The organism is Flavobacterium sp. DG1-102-2 (assembly GCF_033042555.1).
Classification (GTDB): Bacteria; Bacteroidota; Bacteroidia; order Flavobacteriales; family Flavobacteriaceae; genus Flavobacterium.
The window spans coordinates 121,325-147,640 of record NZ_JAWLIK010000009.1; the positions used below are offsets into that span (position 1 = coordinate 121,325).

The following is a 26,316-nucleotide window of genomic DNA, read 5'->3' on the forward strand; positions in this document are numbered from 1 at the left end:
AACTACTAATAATAAAATTTTAAGCTTAATATTTTGTTAATATGAAAATAATGTTTTATACTTGTGGTCAAATTAACCATAAGAAAAAACGTTGTAGTATATTTGGCCCGAAAATTTCTTAATAGTTAGTTCACAAATAGCAAATAAACAGCACTATGTATTTTTTAGGAATAGATTTAGGAAGCTCATCAATTAAACTGTCGGTGTTTGACGCCGACAAGGGAAGCGTTATTGCTTCGGTAAGCGTTCCTGATTTTGAGATGGAGATCACTGCACCAAAATTTGGCTGGGCAGAACAGGACCCATCACAATGGTGGGAGTATGTTCAAACAGGCATAGGCAATTTAGGCAGCAAGCACAATGTTGAGCTAAAACGCATAGCAGGGATAGGCATTGCCTACCAGATGCACGGCCTTGTACTTACCGATGCGCAACTGAACCCTGTAAGGCCGTCAATTATTTGGTGCGACAGCCGTGCTGCACAAATAGGCGACAGCATTTATGACATGATGGGCCACCAGAATGCCCAAAACATAATTTTAGGCAGCCCTGGCAATTTTACCGCTTCTAAACTTAAATGGGTAAAAGACAACCAGCCGGAAGTTTTTGCAAAAGCAGCTTACTTTATGCTGCCGGGCGATTTTATCGCTGCAAAACTATCGGGCAAAGCACAAACAAGCACGTCGGGATTATCTGAAGCCACTTTGTGGAACTTTGCCGAAGGCCGCCTTGCTACCGAAGTGCTTGACGCGATGCAGATTCCGCACAGCCTTGTGCCGGAAATCGTAGAAAACTTTGGCCACCAGGCCGATATAAACCCAGAAGTTGCTTCTCAGCTTGGCCTTAGCCCGGATGTTAAGATAACTTACCGCGCAGGCGACCAGCCTAACAATGCGTTATCACTTAACGTTCTTCGTCCCGGCGAAATTGCTACTACAGCAGGAACATCGGCAGTAGTATATGCCGTTAGCGATAAAGACAATTATGACGCTAACAACCGCATCAACACTTTTCTTCACGTAAATAATACCGAAACCGAAAAACGCAACGGCGTTATGCTGTGCATTAACGGATCGGGCATTTTATACCAATGGCTGCGCAGGATAATGTCGGCGGGCAGCAATGAGCTTATTTCTTATGAAAGGCTTAACGCCGAGGCTGCAAAAGCCCCGATAGGGAGCGAAGGGTTACGCTTTTACCCGTTTGGAAACGGCGTAGAGCGCATCTTTAACAACAAACAGGCAACATCGGGCATACAGAACCTTAACTTTAACATACACCAAACGCCACACGTGGTACGCGCTGCCTGCGAGGGTATCGTGTTTGCCATGAACTACGGTTTTGATGTTATGAAATCGGTAGGTGCATCGGGATCCGTGGTACGCGCCGGTAAGGCCAACCTGTTTCTTAGCCCTGTATTCCGTGAGATATTTGCCAACACCACACAAACAACAGTAGAACTTTATAACACCGCAGGTGCCGATGGCGCTGCACGCGGGGCAGCATACGGCTTTGGTTACTTTACTACCCTTGAAGAAGCTTTTGAAAGCCTTACCTGCCTTGACACGATTGAACCTAACCCTGTACTGGTACAGTATTATGGCGAGATCTATGAAAATTGGAAAAACACTATTAATATAATTCAACACAATGAGCACAACAACGAACCAGTCATTTTTTAGCACTGTAGATAAAATACAATATGAAGGTAAAGGAAGCACTAACCCGCTTGCTTTTAAATGGTATGATGAAAACCGCGTAGTTGCGGGCAAAACCCTTAAAGACCATTTTAAGTTTGCCATGGCTTACTGGCATACGCTAAACAATAAAGGCGGCGACCCTTTTGGAAGCCCTACCGAAACTTTTGCCTGGGACAAACACGAAAATGTTATAGCAAGAGCTAAAGAAAAAATGGATGCCGGTTTTGAATTCATGTCAAAACTTGGAATGCCTTATTACTGTTTCCATGATGTGGACATGGTAGATGAAGCTTCGTCGCTTTCAGAATTTGAAAGACGCATCCAGGAAATGGTAGAATATGCTAAACAAAAACAACAGGAAACCGGCATTAAACTGCTTTGGGGTACGTCTAACCTGTTCAGCAACCCGCGTTACATGAACGGTGCTGCTACTAATCCTAACTTTGATGTATTAGCTTATGCAGGCGCACAGGTTAAGATAGCAATGGATGCTACTATTGCCCTTGGTGGTGAGAACTACGTATTTTGGGGTGGCCGTGAAGGTTACATGAGCCTTTTGAATACTAACATGAAGCGTGAGCAGGACCACATGGGCCAGTTTTTAGCAACTGCACGCGACTATGCAAGGAAACAAGGCTTTACAGGTAACTTTTTACTGGAGCCAAAACCTATGGAGCCAATGAAACACCAGTATGATTTTGATGCTGCAACGTGCATTAATTTCATTAAGACATACGGACTTGAAAAAGACTTTAAATTAAATATCGAAGTAAACCACGCTACACTTGCTGGCCACACTTTTGAGCACGAACTATTGGTTTCTGCAAATGCAGGAATGCTTGGTAGTATTGACGCTAACCGTGGTGACTACCAGAACGGATGGGATACCGACCAGTTTCCTATAGATGTTTACGAAATTACACAGGCCATGCTTGTTTTCCTTGAAAACGGAGGAATGCAGGGCGGCGGTGTAAACTTTGATGCTAAAGTGCGCCGTAACTCAATAGACCTTGACGATAAATTTATAGCACACATATCTGGTATGGATACGTTTGCGAGAGGCCTTATCTGTGCAGACCACATTCTACAAAATACTGAATACAAAAAACTACGCACCCAGCGTTACGGATCATTTGACAACGGTGATGGCGCAAGGTTTGAAAAAGGAGAGCTCACTTTAGAAAACCTTAACGAAATTGCACGTAAAAATGGAGAACCCCAGCCTATGAGCGGCAAGCAGGAACTGTTTGAACAGTTAGTTGCTAACGCGTACTAGGAAAAACAACAAACACTATAACAAATAACCTAACACTCTAATTAATTATGAAAAGTAAAATTACGATTCCGTCTAAGATGGTTACTTTTTGCTTGACATTACTGTTTACCCTTGTGTTTTCTTCGGCATTTGCCCAGCAGAAAACAGTAAAAGGTAAGGTAACCGCTGCCGATGACGGCATGGGCCTGCCGGGGGTGACGATAATGGAAAAAGGCACGTCTAACAGTACCTCTACTGACCTGGACGGAAATTACCAGATTGCCGTAGGCCCTAACGCAACGCTGGTTTTCAGCTTTGTAGGTTTTGCTCCCCAGGAAACTGCGGTAAACAACCAGTCTACAGTTACCGTATCATTAAAACCGGAAGCTTCTGAGCTTGACGAAGTGGTTGTGGTAGGTTACGGTACGCAAAAAAGAAAGGTATCGAGTGCTGCAACAACTGTAGTAAGCGGTAAAGACTTGCAGCAAACGAACAGTATAGATGCTACAAGCGCTTTACAAGGGCAGTCATCTGGTGTTAACATCACGTCTACATCGGGTCAGCCTGGTGCAGGGATGGTGGTAAACATTCGTGGTGCAGGTACAACAGGTAACAGTACACCGCTTTATGTGGTAGATGGTGTTGTTGTAGATAACGGTATCGGGTACCTTGACCCTTCGGTAATCGAAAGGATGGACGTACTTAAAGATGCTGCAGCAGCTTCTATATATGGTGCGCGCGCGGCAAACGGTGTTATCCTTGTAACTACTAAAAGAGGTACAGAAGGTAAAATGAATGTATCGCTTAATAGCTACACAGGTTTTCAGGAAGTATACAAAAAACTTGACCTGCTAAACGCAAGAGAATATGCTACGATAATGAACGAGGCACGTGTAAATTCAGGCATGGCTCCGTTATATTCTACGCAGCAAATTAATGAGATGCAAAACCACGACTGGCAAAACGACCTTTTTAAAGAGGGCGCTATGAAACAAAACCACTCGTTATTAGTATCTGGTGGCGATAAAAAAGCGACTTACAATATGGGACTTTCTTACTACGGCCAGGAAGGGCTTATAGGGGGTAACACAGGACAGTCTCAGTACGACCGTGTAAGCTTTACCATGAATACTACTTATAATGTAAGGGATTCATGGAGGGTAGGCCAGAACTTTACCTATTCTAACGTAAAAAGTACGGGTATTGCAGATGACGGAATTTATAATAACTCTATAAGAGGTTTCTTAAACTCACCTCCTAACTTCCCTACCTATAATGCAGACGGAAGCTTTGGATCATCAGACATTAGCGCTGATATTACAAACCCTGTAGGTTTATTATATTACAACAACTTTAATGAGACAAAGACCAATCGTTACGTAGGTAATGTATTTACAGAGGTTGACCTTGTAAAAGGGCTTACTTTCAGGACATCTTTTGGTATAGATGTTAGCGACAGCAATTACCGTTCTTTCTTACCGGTATACCAGCTTTCAAGCGTAACATACAACACGATCTCATCGGTTACGCAGTCTAACACAAATAACTTTTCATGGACGTGGGATAACACCCTTCAGTACAAAACAAGCTTTGGCAAACACAATTTAGACCTTCTTGCAGGTATCTCTGCACGTGAGCGTATTTCTGAATTTGCAAGCGCTACAGGTAAAAACCTGATCTTTGAAGACTTTGGCCATGCTTACCTTAGCAACGCTACAGACAAAACCCTTAACACGGTTTCAGGTGGTAAAACGCCTTACAACATTTACTCTCAGTTTGGACGATTATTGTATGACTACGATAACAAATATATCGTTACTGCTACAATAAGAAGGGACGGTTCTTCTGAATTTGGCCCTAACAACAAATATGCAGTATTCCCATCATTCTCTGGTGCGTGGAATGTAGACCGTGAGGCTTTTTATGGCGAAGATGCAAAAGTGATTAATGCCCTTAAAATACGCGGCAGCTGGGGACAAAACGGTAATGACCAGTTCCCAAGAACATTTGCCTATATGTCAACTATCAGTTCATTTGATAAAGGTTACCACTTTGGTACCGGTGCAAACGAAATTCCGCTTTACATAGGCGCCAGCCCTGATTACCTTAGTAATCCGGATCTTAAATGGGAAACTTCTGAGCAGCTTAACATCGGTTTAGATGCTACCCTGTTTGACAACTTTAACCTTACTTTTGATTACTACAACAAAAAAACAAAAGATTGGTTAGTACAGGCTTCGGTTCCGGAATATGCCGGTGCACTTGCTCCTTTTATTAACGGTGGAGACGTAACTAACAAAGGTTTTGAGATCGCTTTAGGCTATACAAAAAGCTTTGGCGACGACTGGAGAGTAAGCGTAAACGCTAATTTCTCTCACAACAAAAACGAGGTAACACGTGTTGCAAATGCAAACGGTATCATTAACGGGGACAGCAACCTTTTATTCCAGGGGCTTGACGAGATGAACCGCGTTCAGGAAGGCCAGCCTATCGGTTTCTTCTACGGACTGCAAACTGGTGGTATTTTCCAGACGCAGGATGAGATCAATGCTTATTCTCAAAACGGAACACTTATACAGCCTAACGCACAGCCGGGAGATGTTAAGTTTATAGACCGTAACGGCGATGGTGCCATTACTGCAGATGATAAGACAAAAATTGGTGATCCTAACCCTGACTACTACTATGGCTTTAACTTCCAGTTAAATTATAAAGCGTTTGACCTTTCTATCTATACGTATGGCGCAGGCGGAAACCAGATTGCTTATGGTGTACACGATTACTCAAGGCCGTTCTACAACTACACTACAGATGTATTTAGCAGATGGACAGGACCGGGCACATCTAACACTACGCCAAGGGTTACATATGGAACAACAGACAACGGCAACTACACAAGATTCTCTGACATCTACATGAAAGATGGCGATTTCTTCAGGATCAAGACGGTTACTTTAGGCTGCGACCTTTCTAAACTTAGTAATGAAATAAAAGAACACTTTAGCCAGCTTAGGCTTTATGTATCGGCAAACAACCTGTTTACCTTTACAAAATACCCGGGCATGGATCCTGAAGTTGGTTTTGGTAACACAAACCAAACATGGGCAAGAGGTATAGACGTAGGTTTCTACCCGCAGCCAAGAACATTTATGCTAGGTCTGAGTGCTAATTTCTAAAAGCTTGAAAATGAAAAAGTATATTAAAATAGTATGTTTATCATCGGTACTTGCCATAACAGCATGTTCTGAAGATTTTATAACCAACAGCCCTTATACCGATAAGGTAGAGGAGAATTTCTATAAAACGCCAAAAGATGCGCTACAGGGGCTTACTGCCGTTTATGACGTATTGCAGCGCGAAGGCTACGGCGGTTTTATCATTAACACAGAAACGGCATCAGATGATTGCTACGGCGGTTTTGGTACTGCCGACAGTAATGTTGCCGTAGAGCTTGACCGTTTTCAGTTTGTAACCGACAAGGAAATGAACGACCCTATATATGAAACCTGCTACATAGGTATCTACAGGGCTAACATACTTCTTGAAAACCTTGATAAGGTAGAATGGGGCAATGATATTGCGCTTAAAACAAGATATGAGGCAGAAGCGCGTTTCTTAAGGGCGCACTTTCACTTTGAGCTTGCCCGTGTGTTTGGCGATATCGTTCCGCTTGACCATACCATAAAAGCAAATGAGTACCAGCTGCCAAGACAATCGGCAGAGGTTACCTATGCGCTTATAGCTAACGACTTTAAATTTGCTGCAGATAACCTTGGTACAGAAAATTACTCTCAGGCATCTAACGCAAACTACGGCCGTATTACAAAATGGGCTGCAGAAGGCTATCTGGCTAAAGCATTCCTTTTCTATACGGACTACTATGAAAAACCTGATCTTGCAGGTGTAGTGACTAAAGCCGAGGCGGTAACGTATATTAATGATGCGGTAAACAACAGCGGCCACGCCCTTGTTGCCGACTTTAGAAGCCTTTGGCTTGCTTCGGCAGCGTCTACAGGTACTCCTTATGCAGGCGAAGGCAATAACGAAATGGTATTTGCAATTCGTTATAACAGCTCTGGTGCTGCAAACTGGGACCTGCACGAAGGTAACCGTTTTGCTGTAAACATCGCTATGAGGGGTGCATCTGCTGCGCAGGCTCCTTATGCTCAGGGATGGGGCGGCTGTACTGTAACGCCATCACTATACGATGCGTATGAGGATGGGGATATCCGCAGGAATGCTACCATTATAGATTACACTGCAGAAAATCTTGGTTACGATCCTGTAGCTGCAGGTGTACGCCAGTATACAGGTTACGGATGGAAAAAATTCTGCCCAATTACTAACGAAGCAGGAGAAAACCTTGTTTCTATAGGTGGCGGCGATTTCCAGATTGACAACTACGAAGATTATCCTGTAATACGTTTCTCTGATGTACTTCTTATGGCGGCAGAACTTAACCTTGACAGCAATGCAGGTTTTGCACAAAACTGTCTTGACAGGGTGCGTGCGCGCGCCTTTGGTAACGATACACATAGTGTTCCTGTTACAAAAGCAAGCATAATGAATGAGCACCGCCTTGAGTTTGCTCTTGAAGGACACCGCTGGTTTGACCTTATAAGACAAGACATGAGCACTACTAAAACTGCTGTAGACGCTTCAAGCATGCCGGGTGGTTTTGAAACAAGCTTTAGGACAGAGACCTTAGGATGGTTTGCACTGCCACAGTCTCAAATATTAATATCTAACGGAACCATACAGCAAAACCCTGGATGGTAATCTGCAAACAATATAAAACAGACGATTATGAAAAATGTTTTTAAATTTCTTGTTGCCTTTGTTGCCGTAGGAACATTGTTTTCGTGCGAGCCTCAGGAAGACCGCGACAGCCTGCCGGGCATATCGCTTGCGCCTTCAGATATTAAGATCAATGTAACTACTAACGGAAATGTGGTTACAATGACAAATACCACAGACGATATAATCCCGTACTGGAACTATATTGACTCTAAAGGTAACGATCTTGGCCACTCTAACCAGGATCAAAATCAGGTAACGTTTCCTTTTGCAGGCAAATACACGGTATACTTCACTGCCTTTACAAGAGGTGGAAGGGTTGACGCCACTCCTGTAGAAGTAAACATTGCACAAAATGATGATGCCTTTTTTAGCGCGCCGGAATGGGCCCGCCTAACTAAAGGTGCAGAAGGCAAGACATGGGTACTGGACATGGCAAGCCCTATTGGCTGGGCCGGTTTTGACTATCCTTACAATGCTCTTGGGGCAGATTACTGGAACTGGTTTCCTGATTATGCAGGTAATGAATGGGTAATGCCAAACAAGAACTGGGGAGAAATGACTTTTGACCTTGACGGAAGCTATAATGTAAGCGTAACCCAGACTGCGCTTAACAGCGATGCCCAGACAACAAAAACAGCAACATTTGCTTATAATGTTGATAAGCACAGCATGAGTTTTAACGGTGCGGCAGAACTGCTTTTTGGTGGTGATTATTACCCAGATGTAAGTAACTGGAAAACCATAAATGTTGTTGAAGTAACAGAGAATTCGTTACGCCTTTCTGTAAAACGTGACCAGGCGAGAAACCCTAATGATGGGCCATGCCAGATCGTTTTCCACTTTAAGCCTAAAGAATAAAGCATAATACCGGTAAGCGTACTCCAAAAGCGCTTACCGGTTTTTTTACCAAAACAGCTATGACTAAAATTCAGAAATCGTTCTTTAAGGCGCTTGCCATGACTGCACTGCTTACCATAGCAGCATGCAGCAGCAGCGATACTAAAGAAAATAACCGAAAGGTAACCTTCAATAAAAACTGGCAGTTTCATTTAAACGATGCTGCTAACGATAAAGACACTATAAGTGCCGCTACACAATGGCGCACCCTTAACCTTCCGCACGACTGGGGCGTAGAAGGAAAATTTGACGAGCACAGCCCTGCCGGAACCGGTGGCGGCGCGCTTACAGGCGGACTTGGCTGGTACAAAAAAACATTTACCGTTGCCGCGGCCGACAGTACAAAAATTACATCTGTCGTATTTGACGGTGTATACTGCAACAGCGAAGTATGGGTTAACGGCCATTACCTGGGTAAACGCCCTAACGGATACATTAGCTTTGAATACAATCTTACACCCTATCTTAAATTTGGCGATACAAAAAACGAGATAATCGTAAAGGTAGACAACTCAAAACAACCTAATTCACGCTGGTATTCGGGTTCAGGAATTTACAGGAATGTATGGCTGCAAACTACAGACAAACTTCATGTAGGCCAGTATGGCACTTTTGTAACCACGCCTAAAGTATCTGCCAATGAGACAACTGTTGTCATAGCTGCTACTATTAAAAATGAATATGCTGAGGCAAAAGAGGCTACCATTACCACTACCTTATATAAAAGAGATAAAGAAACGGCTACAGTAAGCCAGAAAGTTTCTATTGAGGCAAACGCCGAAAAAACCATTAAACAGGAAACAACTGTAAACAACCCGGTACTATGGAATGTAGAATCACCGGAGCTTTACACCGCTATAACCGAAATTAAAATAGGCGATGATGTAGCAGACCGCTATGAAACGCCTTTCGGGATCCGCAGCTTTAAATTTGACCTTGACAAAGGCTTTTTACTAAACGGAAAACAACTGAAGATTAAAGGCGTTTGCCTTCACCATGATTTAGGCCCGCTGGGAACGGCATTTAATACCCGCGCCATGGAGCGCCAACTGGAGATCATGAAAGAAATGGGCGTAAACGGGATACGCACATCGCACAACCCGCCCGCCCCTGAATTACTAGACCTTTGCGACAAGATGGGCTTTATTGTTATGGATGAGGCTTTTGACATGTGGGAACAGCCTAAGAACAAAGACGATTACAGCACCGCATGGGCAAAATGGCACAAGGCCGACCTTGAAGCGCAGATACTGCGCGACAGGAACCACCCTAGTGTATTTATCTGGAGCATAGGTAACGAGATTCCTGAGCAGTGGAATGAGAACGGCGCACGCATTGGTAAAGAACTTGCCGGCATTGTAAAAGCGCTTGATACTACACGCCCGGTTACTGCGGCAATGAACCCGCCAATTATTGTAAGCGGTGATATCAATATACAGTTTACCGAAACAGCTGCACAGCCTAATGCCCTTGCAGGCAGCGGCGCACTGGATCTTATTGGCTACAACTATGCTCACCAAACGTATGCCAACCACAAGATAAATTTTCCTAAAACACCTTTTATCGCTACCGAAACAACATCGGGGTTACAGACTAGGGGCTATTATGACAAAAACTCTGAAGAAATAAAACAATGGCCTAAGCGCTGGGATATTCCGTTTCACGACGGTAACCCGGGCAATACGGTTTCGGCTTACGACCAGGTACAAACGCCATGGGGTTCTACCCATGAGGCGACCTGGAAAGTAATGAAGAAATACGATTTCCTTTCGGGCTTTTACATCTGGACAGGTTTTGATTACATCGGCGAGCCTACGCCTTATTTGTGGCCGTCTATCAGTTCGTACTTTGGTATCGTAGACCTTGCCGGTTTTCCTAAAGATGTGTACTATATGTACCAGAGCGAATGGACTAATAAAGACGTACTGCACATTTTACCGCACTGGAACTGGAAAGCAGGGCAAACGGTAGATGTATGGGCTTACTATAACAATGCCGATGAAGTTGAGCTTTACCTTAACGGAAAATCCTTAGGCAAACAAAGTAAAAAAGGCGACGACCTCCACGTAATGTGGAAGGTGCCTTATGCCTCGGGAACGCTAAAAGCAATATCGCGCAAAGGAGGCAAAACCGTTCTTGAAAAAGAAGTAAAAACTGCAGGTGCACCTGCTGCCCTTAAAGCTGCCGCAGACCGCGCTACCATTAAAGCTGATTGCACTGACCTTAGCTTTATTACGGTAGATATTTATGATGCCAACGGTGTTTTTGCTGCAACGGCAAACAACGAGATAAACTTTAGCATTAAGGGCAACGGCAAGATCGTGGGTGTATGCAGCGGCGACCCGGTAAGCCATGAGTCATACAAAGGCACAAAGCACACCGCGCTTAACGGCAAATGCCTTGTTGTAATACAAAGCCATGAAAAGGCAGGGACTATAGAGGTTACTGCAAGCGCTAAAGGCCTTAAGGCTGCAACCATAAAGATTACAGCCGAATAATTAAGTACCCAAAACAAACATCTATATAATGAAAAAAACAACTATTGCAGCAGCATTCCTCGGCCTGGCCCTTAGCCTGGTCTCAGGGCATGAAGCTGTGGCACAGGTACAGAACGCTGACGTACTCAACGCGCCGGTAGATATCAGTAAAAACTTTGAAAATTACTTAAACACGTTCTACTTTGCCGATGAGCTGGCGTCTTTTGACCCTGCCACCGGAAAAGGAACCGTAAAATACCTTCGTTACAATTACAAGACACGCCAGGCCTTTAATAACATGATGATGAAGCCTGATGTTGAAAAAGCAAACGAATTTCCGGCAACTGAGTATGCCGATGCTCCTGTGCTGCCTTTTAGCATTGAGTTTGTGTCTGACCGTACCGTGAGGATAAAAAATGCATCGGGCCCGCAGTTCAACCAGGTTGCAGAATCGCTTATGCTGGTTAACGGCACGGCACCTAACCACCCTGAGAGCTGGAAGTACAGCAAGACAGCTACCGGCCACCAATATGTGAGCAAACACGGTAAAGTGGTTATTGAGAGCAAGCCATGGCACGTAAAAATTTATGATGCAGCAGGCAAAATGCTAACCTCAACGTTGCATAATGACGACCTTCAGAATACGTACACGCCTACCCTTCCGTTCTCTTTTGTAAGGAACAACAACGATTATTCAAGAAACGTTGCGCCTGTATTCGGCCTTGAGCCGGACGAAAAAATATTTGGCTGTGGTGAGTCGTTCACGCAGTTTAACAAACGCGGGCAAAAAGTAATCATGTGGACAGATGACGCCAATGGCGTTCAGAACGAAACCATGTACAAACCTATTCCGTTTTACATGAGTTCACGCGGTTATGGTGTGTTTATGCATACCTCTGCACCTATCACGGTGGACTTTGGTAAATACTACGCCAGCGCTAACAAAATGATGATAGGCGACGATGTAGCCGACCTGTTTATCTTTTTAGGAGAACCAAAAGACATTCTTGACGAATATACTAACCTTACCGGTAAAGCAGCTATGCCGCCGCTTTGGTCATTTGGATTATGGATGAGCCGTATTACTTACTTCTCTGAGAAAGAAGGCCGCGAAGTAGCAAAGAACCTTAGAAAATATAAGATTCCGAGTGATGTTATCCACTTTGATACAGGCTGGTTTGACGTTGACTGGAGAAACAATTATGAGTTTGCCTCAAAACGTTTTGAAGACCCTAAAAAAATGATGGCAGACATGAAAAAAGATGGCTTTAACGTTTGTCTTTGGCAGCTGCCTTACTTTACGCCAAAGAATACTTTATTCAATGAGATCGTAAACAACAACCTTGCGGTAAAAGATAAAAAAGGAAATATTCCGTATGAAGACGCGGTATTGGATTTCTCCAACCCTGAAACAGTAAAATGGTACCAGGGCAAGCTTAAGCACCTGTTTGACCAGGGTGTTGGCGTATTTAAAGTAGACTTTGGCGAAGCTGCACCTACAGATGGGCTTTACCACAGCGGACGCACAGGTTTCTATGAGCACAATTTATACCCGTTACGTTACAACAAGGCCGTTGCCGAAGTGACACAGCGCGAAAAAGGATATACCCTTATATGGGCAAGAAGCACCTGGGCAGGAAGCCAGCGCTACCCGCTGCATTGGGGTGGTGATGCCGAGACTAACAACGGCGCTATGGCAGCAACGCTTCGCGGCGGACTGTCGTTAGGTTTATCAGGCTTTAGCTTTTGGAGCCATGATTTAGGCGGGTTTGCTACAAAATCGCCGGAAGCATTATACAGGAGATGGACCCCGTTTGGAATGCTTACCTCTCATGTGCGCAGCCACGGCGAACCACCAAGGGAGCCATGGTTGTTTAGCGAAGATTTCCTTAAAGGATACCGCGCTGCCGATAACATGCGTTACGAACTGATGCCATACATCTATGCACAGGCAAAAGAAAGCTCAGAAAAAGGACTGCCGATGATGCGTGCTCTTTTTGTTGAATTCCCTAACGATCCGGGAGCATGGTTAATAGACAACCAGTATATGTTTGGATCAGACCTTTTAGTGGCACCTTTATTTGAAGAAGTTACCGAACGAGACGTCTACCTGCCTGCAGGAACATGGATAGATTACCAGACTAAGAAAGTATACCAGGGCGGATGGCACAGGATAAAAGCCGGAGACATTCCAATCGTAGTATTGGTTAAAGATGGTACGGCACTGCCTCACATTGCATTGGCACAAAGCACACAGGATATGGACTGGAGCAAGCTTACACTTAAGGTATTTGCTACAGATGCTGCCACAACTGCAACAGGAAAAGTATTCCTGCCGGGTGGCGATAAGGTGCAAACCGTATCTGCGGCACGATCTGGAAACAGCTTTACTGTAGGCCAAAATCCGTACAACGGAAAAATAACGTTTAAAACAGAGTTGATAAAATAAATTTTTGAGTTATTTGGGTTAGTTCTTAAATTCCCCCGGGAACTGTTTTGACTTCCGGTTCCCGGGTTTTTTAATATCTTGCCTGATACAAATGAATATTATGAGATTAAAACAATTTATACTGCCTGCCCTTTTAGTTTCGGCAATTGCTGTAAATGCACAGGCAAAAAAGACCGCTTACGAGCTTACTTCTCCGGGAGGTAAGAACACCATCAATTTTGCATTGACAAACAATGCGCCTACTTATGCTGTAAAGCATGGTGCAGCTGAGATCATCACGCCATCTGCAATGGGTTTCATCCTTAAAAATGAAGACCTTACCAAAAACTTTGAAATTGCAGATGTAAAGACTTCAACACACGACGACACCTGGACACAGGTTTGGGGTGAAAAGAAAAACATACGCAACCATTATAACGAACTGGTTGTAAAACTGAACAGCAAAGACAAGAACAAACGCAAGCTAGAAATACAGTTCCGTGCGTTTGATGATGGTGTTGCCTTTAGGTATGTATACCCTGAGCAGGGCATTAAAGACAGTATCTATATTACTAATGAGGTTACCGCTTTCAATTTAAAAGAAGACGGACAGGCATGGTGGATACCTGCTTACCTTGACCAGCAGATGGAATATTTGTTTACCAAATCACCGGTGAGCAAACTGGATGTAGTACACACACCGCTTACCATCGAAAACAAAACCAATGTTATCAGTTTCCATGAGGCAGACCTTAAGGATTTTGCTGCCATGACGTTGAGGCATACTACAGGCACAAATTTTAAAGCAGATCTTATGCCGTGGTCTGACGGTATACTGGTACGTGCCAAGGGTTCGTTTACCACACCGTGGAGAACACTGCAAATTGGCGAAAAGCCAGGCGATCTTATCGAGTCATACCTAATCCTGAACTTAAATGAGCCTAACAAGCTTAAAGACGTGTCGTATGTGCATCCGCTAAAATACCTTGGTATATGGTGGGGCATGCACATTGGGCAATATACCTTCTGGGAAAGCGACAAACAGGGCGCTACCACAAAACGTGCTAAAGAATACATTGACTTTACTGCTAAAGAAGGTTTCCACTACCTGCTGATTGAAGGATGGAACAAAGGATGGACGCCTGACTGGTACAAAAACCAGATACACACGTTTAGCTTTACCGAAAATGCCGATAACTTTAACCTTGAAGAGGTTGTAAAATATGGCCGTTCTAAGGGCGTTGAGATCATTGGCTACCATGAAACGGGATCTAACATTTACAATTACCTTACAGAAATTGATGCTGCTTTTGCATTATACAAAAAAGTGGGCATCCACAATGTAAAAATTGGCCAGGTAGGCTCTATGATGAACCTTAAAGAATGGCACCAGGGCCAGTATGGCGTGCGCTACTACAGTTATGTGTTAGAGAAAGCTGCCCAATACGGTCTTGCGGTTAACTTTCACGAACCGGTAAAAGACACAGGAGAACGCAGGACGTATCCTAACATGATGGCGCGCGAAGGCGCACGCGGTATGGAGTACAATGCATGGAGCGATGGTAACCCGCCAAGCCACGAAACGATACTGCCATTTACACGTTTCCTTTCAGGACCGATGGATTTTACACCGGGTGTCATAGATGTGGAAGTGAAAAAAGGGTATCCGGGAAGGCGAGTGCACACAACTGCTGCTAAACAATTAGCACTATATGTAGTATTATATTCGCCGATACAAATGCTTGCCGACCTTCCTGAAAACTACGAAGGCCAGCCGGAATTCCAGTTCCTTAAAGATGTACCTACCGATTGGGAAGATACTAAGATCATAAACGGGCAGATAGGCAAATTCATTACTACAGCCCGTAAAGACCGTAATAGCGAAGACTGGTTCCTGGGGAGTATTACCAATGAAGATGCACGTAACCTAAACGTGTCGCTGTCATTCCTTGACCCTGCTGCAAAATATGAGGCACAGATATACAGTGATGCCCCTGGCACTACAGAAACAAACAATCCGGGTGATGTAGCCGTTACTAAAAAACAGGTTACATCTAAAGATAAGCTAACTTTTATGCTGCCAACATCTGGCGGTACAGCTATCCGTTTCAAAAAACTATAATCCATGAAACAGTATGCCTTATACATATTGTTACTGGTAACAGCATCGCTTTCGGCGCAGCAGAAAAAGCAATACCCTTTTCAGGATCCTAAATTGGATACTGAGAAGCGTATTGACAACCTGCTGTCGCTGATGACGCTGGACGAAAAGATACAGGCACTAAGCACTAATCCGTCTGTTCCGCGCCTTGGCGTTAAAGGAACAGGGCATGTGGAAGGACTGCACGGGCTTGCTCTGGGCGGCGCTCCGGGATTTTGGGGAGGCAAAGACAAAACGCCTCTTACCACTACCACATTTCCGCAGGCTTACGGGCTTGGCGAAACCTGGGACACAGAACTATTGCAAAAAGTAGCTGATGTGGAAGGGAAAGAAACCCGTTATGCGTACCAAAAGTACAATCGTGGCGGCCTTGTAGTGCGTGCCCCAAATGCCGACCTTGCCCGTGACCCACGCTGGGGACGTACAGAGGAAAGCTATGGCGAAGATGCCTTTTTTAATGGTACAATGGCAACTGCTTTTATAAAAGGGCTTCAGGGTAACAATGCTAGTTATTGGCAGACTGCCGCCCTGATGAAACACTTTTTAGCCAACAGTAATGAGGATGGACGTACCTATACCTCATCTGACTTTGATGAAAGATTATGGCGCGAGTATTACTCAGTTCCCTTTTATATGGGCGTGGCCGATGGCGGTTCGCGTGCCTACATGGCATCCTATAATAAAGTAAACGGCATACCGGCAATGGTACACCCAATGCTTAAAGACATCACGGTAAAGGAATGGGGTCAGAATGGCATCATCTGTACCGATGGTGGCGCGTTTGGACTTCTGTTATCCGACCATAAATATTATGCTGATAAATTCATGGGGGCTGCCGCAGCGGTTAAAGCGGGCATTAACCAGTTTTTAGATGAATATATAGATGGTGTATATGGCGCAGTAGCTAACGGTTACCTTAAGGAAAAAGAAATAGAAGCCGTTATCCGTGGTGATTTTCGTGTGATGATAAAACTTGGAATGCTGGATTCGGCAGAAAACAATCCGTACACAGCCATCGGCACCGATAAAGATGCTGTTGACCCGTGGAAAACCGATGCCCACAAAAAACTGGCACTTGAAGCAACGCAAAAATCCATCGTACTATTAAAGAATGATGCGTCAAAAAACCTGCTCCCAATAGACCGCAAGAAAGTAAAACGCATTGCTGTTATTGGCCCGCGTACCAACGAAGTACTGCTTGACTGGTATAGCGGTACACCGCCCTATACCATTACCCCGCTTGACGGCATTAAAGCCAAAGCAGGCGAAAGTATAGAAATTACATACGCTTTAAACAACATTGACGGAAAAGCCGCAAAGCTGGCTATGGAAGCCGATATTGCCATAGTGATTGCAGGCAACCATCCGTGGTGCGATGCAGGCTGGGCAGACTGCCCCGTACCAAGTGATGGTAAAGAATCGGTAGACAGGCAGTCTATCACGTTAGAATATGAAGACCTTATTAAAGTAGTGCACCAGGCTAACCCTAACACGGTTGTGGTGTTGATGAGCAGCTTTCCGTATGCCATTAACTGGACACAGGAGCACATCCCGTCTATCGTGCATATGGCCCACAACAGCCAGGAAACGGGCACTGCCCTTGCCGATGTGCTGTTTGGCGATTACAATCCTGCCGGAAGGTTAACGCAAACATGGGTAAGTGATATTTCTGATTTGCCGCCTTTACTGGATTATAACATTCGTAATGGGCGTACCTATATGTATTTTAAAGGTAAGCCGCTGTATGCCTTTGGCTACGGACTGAGCTATACAACATTTGCATACAAAGGCATTGCTACAGAAGCAGCATCTATTAAAAAAGGTGAAACCATTACGGTTAATGTAACGGTTGCCAATACAGGAAGCCGCGACGGCGAAGAAGTGGTACAGCTCTATGTTAAGCACACCGCCTCTAAAGTGGAACGCCCTGCCAAAGAACTGAAAGCGTTTAAGCGTGTTGCGCTAAAAGCAGGCGAAACTAAAACAGTTGCCCTTACCCTGAGAGCAAAAGACCTGGAATACTGGAATACAAAAAACCAGCGCTTTGAATTGGAAAAAGGCACGCTGGAATTGCAGGCAGGCGGATCGTCTGACGCTGTTATGGTAACAAAATCAATAAAGACCCAATAAACAAACATCTATATAATATGAAAAACAAAATGTTATGCCTTTCCGCTGCACTTATGCTCGTAATTGTATCATGCAAAAAAGATTCGGAGACCAAAAATTCCGGCGAGATAGCCGCTGCTTATGAAGGTACTCCCATGACTGATGAATATGATGCTGAGATAGAAAAGATCGTATCTCAAATGACGCTTGAAGAGAAAATAGGATTGCTGCACGGTTATAGTATGTTTACCAACAAAGGTATAGAGCGCCTTGGTGTTCCTGAAGTGCACATGGCAGACGGGCCGCTTGGCGTGCGTGAAGAGATTTCTCGTAACAGCTGGGCTCCGGCCGGTAACACCGACGATTTTGCTACCTTCTATCCTGCAGGCGGCGGACTTTCGGCTACCTGGAATCCTGAAATGGCGCATACTTTTGGAAAAAGCATCGGCGAAGAAGCCCGTGCGCGTGACAAAGACGTGCTGCTTGCGCCGGCATTCAATATTATCCGTACACCGCTTGGCGGACGTACGTATGAGTACATGACCGAAGACCCATTCCTTAACAAAACCCTTGTTGTACCTTATGTAACAGGTGTTCAGCAAAATGACGTTGCCGTATGTATCAAACACTACGCTGCAAACAACCAGGAAACAAACCGTGGAACTGTAGATGTACAGATGGATGAGCGTACGCTTCGCGAAATTTACCTGCCTGCATTTCATGACGCTGTTGTAAAAGGCCATGCCTTTACGGTAATGGGGGCTTACAATAAATTCCGTGGTGACTATTTATGCGAAAATCCATATATGCTGCAATCTATCCTTAGGGATGAGTGGGGCTTTAAAGGTATCGTGATCTCTGACTGGGCTGCGGTACACACTACTAAAAAAGCGCTTGAAGCAGGAACCGACCTTGAGATGGGCACGCCTACCGCTTCTTTTGACGATCATTTCTTTGCTAATCCGCTTATTAAGGCTGTAAAGGATGGATCTGTATCTGTTGCAGAAGTTGACAAACACGCTAAAAGAATACTGAAATTGCTTTACAACGTGAAGGCAATGGGCAAAAAAGACGGCCGTGCAAAGGGAAGCATTGCTACAGAGGCACATTATAAAGATGCATACAATATTGCATCAGAATCGGTTGTGCTGCTTAAAAACTCAGAAAACCTTTTACCTTTAAATGCATCTGCTTTAAAAAGCGTAGCGGTTATTGGTGCCAATGCAATGCAGAGACACGCTCAGGGTGGTTTTGGTGCAGGTGTTAAAACAAAACATGAGGTTACCCCTCTTGACGCTTTAAAAGCAAAACTGCCAAAATCGGTTACTATTAATTATGCCCGGGGTTACAAAACAGAATTCAAGCCTAAAAAAGAAATGAAATTTGGCGAAGTAACACAGGAGGTAAAAGAAACAGTAAACGAACTTGATCCTAAAATGGTTGCAGAAGCTGTTGAAGCTGCTAAAAAATCAGATGTTGCCGTACTATTTGTAGGTGCAAACCGTGATTATGAAACAGAAGCTTCTGACCGCAGGGATCTTAGCCTGCCTTTTGGACAGGAAAAACTTATTGCTGCCGTTAAAGCTGCAAACCCTAAAACCATTGTTGTATTTGTAGCCGGTGCACCATATGACATTAACAATGTTGTAGCGCAAAACTCTGCTATCCTTTGGGGATGGTATAATGGCTCTGAAGCAGGTAATGCCATCACAGATGTACTTTTAGGTAAAGTGAACCCATCAGGTAAACTGCCTTGGACAATGCCTAAAAAAATACAGGATTCTCCTGCACATGCTACAAACAGTTTTCCTGGTGGAGCAACTGAAGAATATAAAGAAGGCATCCTTGTAGGCTACCGTTGGTTTGATACCAAAAATGTAACGCCTCTGTATGCTTTTGGTTACGGGCTATCGTACACCACTTTTGAATTGGCTAATGCAAAAGCAGACAAAGCATCGTATGCTGCAAACGAAACAATTACAGTTACGCTTGATGTGAAAAACACAGGTAAGGCCGATGGTAAAGAGGTGGTTCAGCTGTATGCTGCCAAATCTGGAAGTAAGATTGAGCGTGCTGCTAAAGAGCTTAAAGGCTTTACTAAAGTATTGGTAAAAGCAGGAAGCACACAAAAAGCTACAATCACCATTCCTGCACAGGAACTTGCTTATTATGATGCAGCTTCTAAAAAATGGACGGTTGAGCCGGGTGCTTACAGGTTTAAGATAGGTAACTCGTCAAGAGATATTAAACAGGAGATTACCGTTACTATAAAATAATTATTCTGCCACGAATTATAGCAATTTCACGAATCTTAAAATTTGTGGCTTTAGTATAATTCGTGGCTTTTTATTTCTATGTACATGAAGAACAGTTACTTTATTTTGCTGTTACTTGCTTTTGGGCAAATAACTTACGCACAGACACAGGCCTCCAATAGCGCTAAAGGTGCAGATTATTTTGTAAATCCAATATTTCCGGGTGATCATGCCGACCCATCTATCATAAGGGACAAAGACGATTTCTATATCGTGCATTCATCTTTTGATTATTACCCGGGGCTGCTTATATGGCATTCTAAGGATATGGTAAACTGGGAACCTGTCAACCATGCCCTGCATAAAAACGTGGGATCGGTTTGGGCGCCTGACTTGGTTAAGTACAATAACAAATACTATATTTATTTCCCTGTTAGTAATACCAATTATGTAGTATGGGCCGATAATATAAATGGGCCCTGGAGTGAACCTATAGACCTTAAGATAGGCAGTATAGATCCTGGCCACGTAGTAGATGAAAAAGGCAATCGCTACCTGTATTTTAGTGCCGGTGATTATGTGCCGCTTTCTAAAGACGGATTATCAGTAACAGGACCTGCAAAACACGTTTATGACGGCTGGCCTATTCCCAGGGAATGGTCTATAGAATGTTTTTGCATGGAGGGCCCAAAGATCCTTAAAAAAGGTAATTACTATTACCTTACAGTCGCCGAAGGCGGTACAGCAGGGCCTGCAACGAGCCATATGGTAGTTTCTGCAAGGTCTAAATCGCCATTTGGCCCATGGGAAAATTCACCATACAATCCTATCATAAAAACGGGTAATGATGCTGAAAAATGGTGGTCTAAAGGACATTCTACAATAATAGATGATGCAGCCGGAAACTGGTGGATGGTTTTTCATGGTTATGAGAATAACCATTACAATATGGGCCGCCAAACGCTGCTTCAGCCTGTGGAATGGACAAAGGACGGATGGTTTAAAAATCCCGATAACATAAAGACCGAAGAGCATATGCATAAACCTAAAGGCAAAGTTGTTGCTGCGGCATATTCGCTGTCTGATACCTTTCAGGGCGGAGCATTAGGAAACCAATGGCAGTTCTTTAAAGATTTTGACACAACCAGATTCAGCCTTAGCAAAGACGGCCTGAAGCTTAAAGCAAAGGGCAAAGGTCTTGGAGACAGTGATCCGTTATCGTGCATACCGGCAGACCATTCGTATACTGCACAGGTAGAAGCAGTGATTGAAGGCAATGCAACAGCATCGCTCATATTATTTTATGCTGACCGCATTCATACCGGCATAGGCGCAAACAGTACCGATATTATGGCGGCGTTGCGCTCGTGGCAGTTTCCTACCGAAAAAAACACCGTAGGCAGGCATATTTACCTGCGCCTTGAAAAAAGAGGGCAGCTTGTAAATATGTTCTTTAGCCCTGATGGCACAAAATGGAGTAAGATTGAGAACTCTGCCGAGGTATCGGGATTTCATCATAATGTGCTGAGTGGTTTTACAAGCCTGAGGATAGGACTCTCTGCCGTTGGCGAAGGCAGCGTAACCTTTAAGAATTTTATCTATACGCCTGAAAAATAGGCTTTATATTATGAAAAAAACATTTTACCTGTTTGGGCTGCTGGCTCTAAACCTGCCTGCTTTTGCCCAGGCCAATGACGGCCCTTACCAGGCCAACTGGGAGTCGCTTGCCAAATATGACGAGACCGCCGAGTGGTTTAAGGATGCTAAGTTTGGCATCTATGCGCATTGGGGGGTATTATCTGTTCCGGCATATGCCAATGACTGGTATCCGCGCCTTATGCATGTTGAAGGAAGCGACGAATATAAACATCACGTTTCACTTTACGGAGAGCCTTCGAAATTTGGCTACCATGATTTTGTTCCGATGTTCCATGCCGAAAGCTTTAACGCCGATGCCTGGGCAGACCTGTTCCAAAAAGCAGGTGCTAAGTTTGCGGGAGTAGTTGCTGAGCACCATGACGGCTGGAGCAACTGGGATAGTAAAATCAATCCTTGGAACAGTATGGATATGGGTCCGCACCGTGATTTGGTGGGCGAACTTGCCAAAGCTGTACACGGCAAGGGCATGAAATTGGTTACCTCTTTCCACAAAGACCGTAACCTGCAGATCAACAAGAAGAACCCTGATAAGTGGCTTAATGACGAGTCGTATTTTCCGTATAATCCTAAAATGCCAACCTCATCTGACGACCCAAAGCTGGCGCAGCTATACGGCAATATCGCACCGGAGCAGTTCTACAAGAACTGGTATGGCGAGCTAAAAGAACTGATAGACAGCTATTCTCCCGACCTCATCTATTTTGACAGCAAAATGACCAAAATTCCTGAAAAGACAAAACAGGAGTTTGTAGCGTATTACTTTAACCATTCGGTAAAAGAGAACAAGCAGGTGGTTATTACCCACAAAGAAGGTGAACTGCCAAAAACAGTAAGCCTTGAAGATTTTGAGAAAGGCCGTCAAAATGCCATTACCAAAGAGTTCTGGCTTACAGATGAAACGGTATCGGTAGGCAGCTGGAGCTATACGAACGACCTTGGCCTGAAAACCGCTAATGAGATCGTAGACCTCTTAGCCGACATCGTGAGCAAAAATGGTGCCCTGATGCTCAATGTATCGCCTATGGCAAACGGAATAATTCCGCAGAATCAGCAGGCTATATTACTAGAAATTGGGAAATGGCTTGATGTAAACGGCGAAGCTATTTATGCCACACGTCCCTTTACCGTTTTTGGCGAAGGCCCAACGAAACTGGAAAAAGGCGGAATGTTTGTAGATAAGGTAAACTACGGCCCGCAGGACATACGCTATACCACAAAAGGCAAAACCGTTTATGCAATAGTGCTGGGTTGGCCGGGCGAAAATGCCGTGGTAACATTATCTGCCTTAGGCACTGCAGGCAAAAAGGCACCTAAAGTGAAAAGTGTGTCTGTTTTAGGCAGCACCGAAAAAGTAACTTTTACACAAGATGCCATAGGTGTTCATGTAAAGACACCTTCTAAAAAAATTGATGATAAAGCTTTTGTTATTAAATTAGAATTGAAATAATAAAGCCAGCCTGAACCCCTCTCTCACGGGAGGGGAGTGAGGCAAATTACACCTCTACCCCTTCGAGCCTCTTTAATAAATCTGACACTTCGTTCCAGTGGCTTATCCTTTCATGATGATCCATGTTTACATTATGGAAAGCCGTAAACATTAATGGTTTGCCTTTACAAAAGTCAAGGTTTTTACAGTGGTCGTCTATAAGATAATCGGTATCGATTATACTTTTATCGCCGCAAAAAACAATGTTCTTCCAGCTTATGGCAGGAAAATGTTCTGAAAGCCATTCGCGTTTTTCAAACAATGACAACGGGAATTCCATTGCCGCCGATACCACATACACTTCATACTCTTCCATTAGTTTTGCCACAGCTTCTTTTGCACCTTCCATTACGGGAAGCGTCCTGAAGAATCCCGGCTTGTTTAATATCTTCCTCAGTACTGCCCTGTCAGGGAATAATTCTTCTTCGGGCCTGCCTTTCATGTCGTCCCTTGACATTACCAAACCTGTTTCTTCTTTGTACCAGTCCAGTATCTGGTCCTCTACGTCTGCGAGTACGCCATCCATATCGATGGCAATTGATTTTTTCATAATTGCTATATTTTGCAACAAACTTACAAAACTTTGCAATATGTTGCAAAATTAAATGATAAATGTTTGCTATCAAATTGTTATCTTTGCAACATATTGCAGTTAACATGATAAAAGAAGAACGTTTACAGGTTATTATAGACACCCTTGAAAAAGATAATAAGGTAAGGCTGGACCAGTTGAGCCAGCTGCTGAACGTATCTGAAGATACCGTGCGCCGCGATATAAAAGAGCTTGATTCCCAGGGATTGCTAAAGGCAGTCCGTGGCGGTGCTATTGCACATTCGCCCATACCGGCACACTACAGGGACAGGGAAAAATACAACCAGCCCCATAAAAAGGCAGCAGCAGAAAAAGCCCTTCAATTCTTAAAAGACGGACAGGTAGTCTTTTTTGACGGTGGAACTTCTATTGTGGCATTGGCTGCTGCCCTGCCTAAAGAATTAAAGATTACGGTAGTGACCAACAGTTTCCCGGTAGCCAACGTTCTGGAAGACCACCCAAATACCGAAGTCATCTTTGCCGGCGGACGCCTGAATAAAACGGCCTTTACCACTATGGGCCAGGACACCATAGACACGTTTGCAAAAGTCCGCGCCGATATTTGTATACTGGGTATATGCAGCATTCACCATACCATGGGTATATCGTCTATGATCTATGAAGATGCGCAGATAAAAAAGATAATGATAGATCGCGCCGAAAAAACCATCGCACTTTCTACCCTTGAGAAAAGCAATACGGTAGAGTCGTATTATATATGTCCGGTTACCGACATTGATATTATCGTTACAGAAGCAGATCCAACACACCCTTCCTTAAAGGTATATACTGCAATGGATATTAAGGTGGTGTAACTACTGCACCAACGCCTTGTGTTCGTTACGGTACTGTGAAGCACTCTTTCCTGTAAAATCTTTGAATGATTTATTAAAATGGCTAAAGTTGTTGAAACCGCTCTCGTAACAAACATCGGCAACGCTCATTTGTTTTTCTGTCAATAACTTGCAGGCATGCACGATTCTGTATTCGTTTACAAAACGGGTAAAGGTTTTGTTGGTTACCTTTTTAAAATAGCGGCAAAACGATGGTACGGTCATACTTGCCATATTGGCCATATCGTCGAGCTCAATCACTTCCCTAAAGTTATCCTTAACATGGTTGAATACCATATTAATACGGTCGTTATCCTGCAGCTGGGTTTCCAGGGCAAAACCTTCGGCGTTTAGCACCTTGTAGTCTTTAGCGTGTTCCAGCTCATTAAGAATACTTATTATAGACAGCAGTTTCTCTAATGGCGGCTGGGTTTCCATCAGCTCTATCCTTTCGCCTATCGCTTTTTTTGTTTCTTCGCCAAAGGCAATGCCGCCCTTAGCCCTTTCAAAAAGCAGGTTGATGTTTTTAGTTTCGGGAAGTGCAAGGAACGCGCCTCCAAGGAAATCGGGTTTCATCTGGATCACCGTTTCGTTCTTGTTACCGGTATGGTCATCGGTAAACCCGCAGTGCGGCAAATTGCTGCCTATAAGTATAAGGTCGCCATCGGTATAATAGGAAATATGGCTGCCTATCTGGCGTTTGCCCGTACCCCCGTTTACGAAAACCAACTCGATCTCCGGATGATAATGCCAGAGGTGGGCTTTTATGTTTGCATTCTGCACATATTTAGAATAGTAAAAGGAGCTGCCAAAAGCCGGCTCAATTACCTCATAAGTTGCCTTTAAATTTTTCATTTTGAAATATTTTAGCTAATCAAATGTAATCAAAAATTGCCATTATTTACATTAAAACAACCTATAACGTTTTCGAAAGGTTAATATAGCATATATATCAGAAAATATAGGTGTGCATAGTATTAGACAACAAAAGTAATTTAGCACTATAAAATTTTTGTTAAACCAAAAAAATCAAATAGTATGAAAAATGTAGTGAAATTAGGTTTAGCCCTTGCAGTATTTTTAACTGCGTTTGGAGTAAGAGCAAACGATGCAGATTTTTCTGTTAGCGTAAGAAGCGGTCTTGGAAAATTAATCAATTTTTCAATCAACAATACAAAAGCACACGTATCTATAACATCTAAAGACGGTGATGTTCTTTTTGAAGAGAACATTAAAGCTAAAGACGGTAAGATAAGCAGAACATACAACCTGACAGCTTTCCCGGCAGGTAATTATTACCTGGAGGCAGAGAACGGTACTAAAGTAGCGCGCTATGAAATCAAAATTGATGGCAAATCTGCTTCAGTTTCTGAAAAAGCTATCGCCGAAGTACTTAAGCCTGTACTTACTTTTAACGAAGGTATTGTTTCTTTAAACATTAAAGATACTAACAATACACCGGTTGAAGTAAAGCTGTATGACGAGAATAACGTTGAATTGTACAACGAAACATTTACAGGAGCTAACCTTTCTAAAAAATTTGATACTAAAAAGATCAATGCAGAGAAAGTAACTTTTGTAATGAAATACAATAACAAAATGTTTGTTGAAACTATTGCCGCAAGGTAATAGTAATAAGGTTAGGTTTGGTTATAGAAACAGGC

General features: G+C 43.7%; 16 protein-coding genes. 14 read left to right on the forward strand and 2 right to left on the reverse strand.

All coding sequences use genetic code 11. The features are described 5' to 3' along the window. Positions 1–155 precede the first annotated feature (155 nt). From R1T16_RS13625 to R1T16_RS13680, 12 genes are all read left to right on the forward strand, one after another. Positions 156–1,682 (forward strand): xylulokinase, encoded by a 1,527-nt coding sequence (locus R1T16_RS13625; RefSeq protein ID WP_317501665.1) that lies wholly within the window; start codon positions 156–158, stop codon positions 1,680–1,682. Further along, complete coding sequence (xylA, locus tag R1T16_RS13630; protein ID WP_317501666.1) at positions 1,651–2,976, forward strand: xylose isomerase; 1,326 nt, start codon at positions 1,651–1,653, stop codon at positions 2,974–2,976. The genes R1T16_RS13625 and xylA overlap by 32 nt, the downstream gene beginning before the upstream one ends. A 47-nt stretch (positions 2,977–3,023) precedes the next feature. Next, positions 3,024–6,131 carry a TonB-dependent receptor gene (locus R1T16_RS13635; protein WP_317501667.1) on the forward strand — a complete coding sequence of 1,036 codons (3,108 nt, stop codon included), beginning with the start codon at positions 3,024–3,026 and terminating at the stop codon, positions 6,129–6,131. A gap of 10 nt (positions 6,132–6,141) precedes the next feature. After that, positions 6,142–7,734: a RagB/SusD family nutrient uptake outer membrane protein gene (locus R1T16_RS13640; protein ID WP_317501668.1), complete on the forward strand. Its 1,593-nt coding sequence runs from the start codon at positions 6,142–6,144 to the stop codon at positions 7,732–7,734. Positions 7,735–7,761: 27 nt separating this feature from the next. Further along, positions 7,762–8,613, forward strand: a complete 852-nt coding sequence (locus R1T16_RS13645) for a hypothetical protein (protein WP_317501669.1) — start codon at positions 7,762–7,764, stop codon at positions 8,611–8,613. 59 nt (positions 8,614–8,672) lie between these two features. Then, positions 8,673–11,150 carry a glycoside hydrolase family 2 TIM barrel-domain containing protein gene (locus R1T16_RS13650; RefSeq protein WP_317501670.1) on the forward strand — a complete coding sequence of 826 codons (2,478 nt, stop codon included), beginning with the start codon at positions 8,673–8,675 and terminating at the stop codon, positions 11,148–11,150. Between the two features lie 28 nt (positions 11,151–11,178). After that, positions 11,179–13,578 (forward strand): alpha-xylosidase, encoded by a 2,400-nt coding sequence (locus tag R1T16_RS13655; protein ID WP_317501671.1) that lies wholly within the window; start codon positions 11,179–11,181, stop codon positions 13,576–13,578. 100 nt (positions 13,579–13,678) lie between these two features. After that, a complete protein-coding gene (locus R1T16_RS13660; RefSeq protein ID WP_317501672.1) occupies positions 13,679–15,679 on the forward strand; it encodes a glycoside hydrolase family 97 protein in 2,001 nt (666 codons plus the stop codon). Positions 15,680–15,682: 3 nt separating this feature from the next. Then, the gene (locus R1T16_RS13665; protein ID WP_317501673.1) at positions 15,683–17,848 is read left to right on the forward strand and encodes a glycoside hydrolase family 3 C-terminal domain-containing protein; all 2,166 of its coding nucleotides are present in this window, start codon (positions 15,683–15,685) and stop codon (positions 17,846–17,848) included. 17 nt (positions 17,849–17,865) lie between these two features. Further along, on the forward strand, positions 17,866–20,103 hold the full coding sequence (locus R1T16_RS13670; protein ID WP_317501674.1) for a glycoside hydrolase family 3 C-terminal domain-containing protein: 2,238 nt from the start codon (positions 17,866–17,868) through the stop codon (positions 20,101–20,103). A gap of 84 nt (positions 20,104–20,187) precedes the next feature. Further along, a complete protein-coding gene (locus R1T16_RS13675) occupies positions 20,188–21,699 on the forward strand; it encodes a family 43 glycosylhydrolase (protein WP_317501675.1) in 1,512 nt (503 codons plus the stop codon). Positions 21,700–21,709: 10 nt separating this feature from the next. Further along, positions 21,710–23,188 (forward strand): alpha-L-fucosidase, encoded by a 1,479-nt coding sequence (locus R1T16_RS13680; RefSeq protein ID WP_317501676.1) that lies wholly within the window; start codon positions 21,710–21,712, stop codon positions 23,186–23,188. A gap of 46 nt (positions 23,189–23,234) precedes the next feature. Here R1T16_RS13680 and R1T16_RS13685 read toward each other — a convergent pair whose 3' ends face one another. Beyond that, positions 23,235–23,777, reverse strand: coding sequence for a 5' nucleotidase, NT5C type (locus R1T16_RS13685; protein ID WP_317501677.1), 543 nt, complete (start codon positions 23,775–23,777; stop codon positions 23,235–23,237). A 107-nt stretch (positions 23,778–23,884) separates the two neighbouring features. On the opposite strand from R1T16_RS13685, the gene R1T16_RS13690 reads away from it, so the two are divergent. Further along, positions 23,885–24,634, forward strand: coding sequence for a DeoR/GlpR family DNA-binding transcription regulator (locus tag R1T16_RS13690; protein WP_317501678.1), 750 nt, complete (start codon positions 23,885–23,887; stop codon positions 24,632–24,634). On the opposite strand, the gene R1T16_RS13695 is transcribed toward R1T16_RS13690, so the two are convergent. Then, positions 24,635–25,507 carry a helix-turn-helix transcriptional regulator gene (locus tag R1T16_RS13695; RefSeq protein ID WP_317501679.1) on the reverse strand — a complete coding sequence of 291 codons (873 nt, stop codon included), beginning with the start codon at positions 25,505–25,507 and terminating at the stop codon, positions 24,635–24,637. A 183-nt stretch (positions 25,508–25,690) separates the two neighbouring features. On the opposite strand from R1T16_RS13695, the gene R1T16_RS13700 reads away from it, so the two are divergent. Beyond that, positions 25,691–26,281, forward strand: a complete 591-nt coding sequence (locus R1T16_RS13700) for a hypothetical protein (protein ID WP_317501680.1) — start codon at positions 25,691–25,693, stop codon at positions 26,279–26,281. The last annotated feature ends 35 nt before the right edge of the window (positions 26,282–26,316 follow it).

Bases quoted from the DNA above. Each gene is read 5' to 3' on its own strand.
- R1T16_RS13625 (WP_317501665.1), top strand. From the start codon at position 156: ATGTATTTTTTAGGAATAGATTTAGGAAGCTCATCAATTAAACTGTCG.
- xylA (WP_317501666.1), top strand. From the start codon at position 1,651: ATGAGCACAACAACGAACCAGTCATTTTTTAGCACTGTAGATAAAATA.
- R1T16_RS13635 (WP_317501667.1), top strand. From the start codon at position 3,024: ATGAAAAGTAAAATTACGATTCCGTCTAAGATGGTTACTTTTTGCTTG.
- R1T16_RS13640 (WP_317501668.1), top strand. From the start codon at position 6,142: ATGAAAAAGTATATTAAAATAGTATGTTTATCATCGGTACTTGCCATA.
- R1T16_RS13645 (WP_317501669.1), top strand. From the start codon at position 7,762: ATGAAAAATGTTTTTAAATTTCTTGTTGCCTTTGTTGCCGTAGGAACA.
- R1T16_RS13650 (WP_317501670.1), top strand. From the start codon at position 8,673: ATGACTAAAATTCAGAAATCGTTCTTTAAGGCGCTTGCCATGACTGCA.
- R1T16_RS13655 (WP_317501671.1), top strand. From the start codon at position 11,179: ATGAAAAAAACAACTATTGCAGCAGCATTCCTCGGCCTGGCCCTTAGC.
- R1T16_RS13660 (WP_317501672.1), top strand. From the start codon at position 13,679: ATGAGATTAAAACAATTTATACTGCCTGCCCTTTTAGTTTCGGCAATT.
- R1T16_RS13665 (WP_317501673.1), top strand. From the start codon at position 15,683: ATGAAACAGTATGCCTTATACATATTGTTACTGGTAACAGCATCGCTT.
- R1T16_RS13670 (WP_317501674.1), top strand. From the start codon at position 17,866: ATGAAAAACAAAATGTTATGCCTTTCCGCTGCACTTATGCTCGTAATT.
- R1T16_RS13675 (WP_317501675.1), top strand. From the start codon at position 20,188: ATGAAGAACAGTTACTTTATTTTGCTGTTACTTGCTTTTGGGCAAATA.
- R1T16_RS13680 (WP_317501676.1), top strand. From the start codon at position 21,710: ATGAAAAAAACATTTTACCTGTTTGGGCTGCTGGCTCTAAACCTGCCT.
- R1T16_RS13685 (WP_317501677.1), bottom strand. From the start codon at position 23,777: ATGAAAAAATCAATTGCCATCGATATGGATGGCGTACTCGCAGACGTA.
- R1T16_RS13690 (WP_317501678.1), top strand. From the start codon at position 23,885: ATGATAAAAGAAGAACGTTTACAGGTTATTATAGACACCCTTGAAAAA.
- R1T16_RS13695 (WP_317501679.1), bottom strand. From the start codon at position 25,507: ATGAAAAATTTAAAGGCAACTTATGAGGTAATTGAGCCGGCTTTTGGC.
- R1T16_RS13700 (WP_317501680.1), top strand. From the start codon at position 25,691: ATGAAAAATGTAGTGAAATTAGGTTTAGCCCTTGCAGTATTTTTAACT.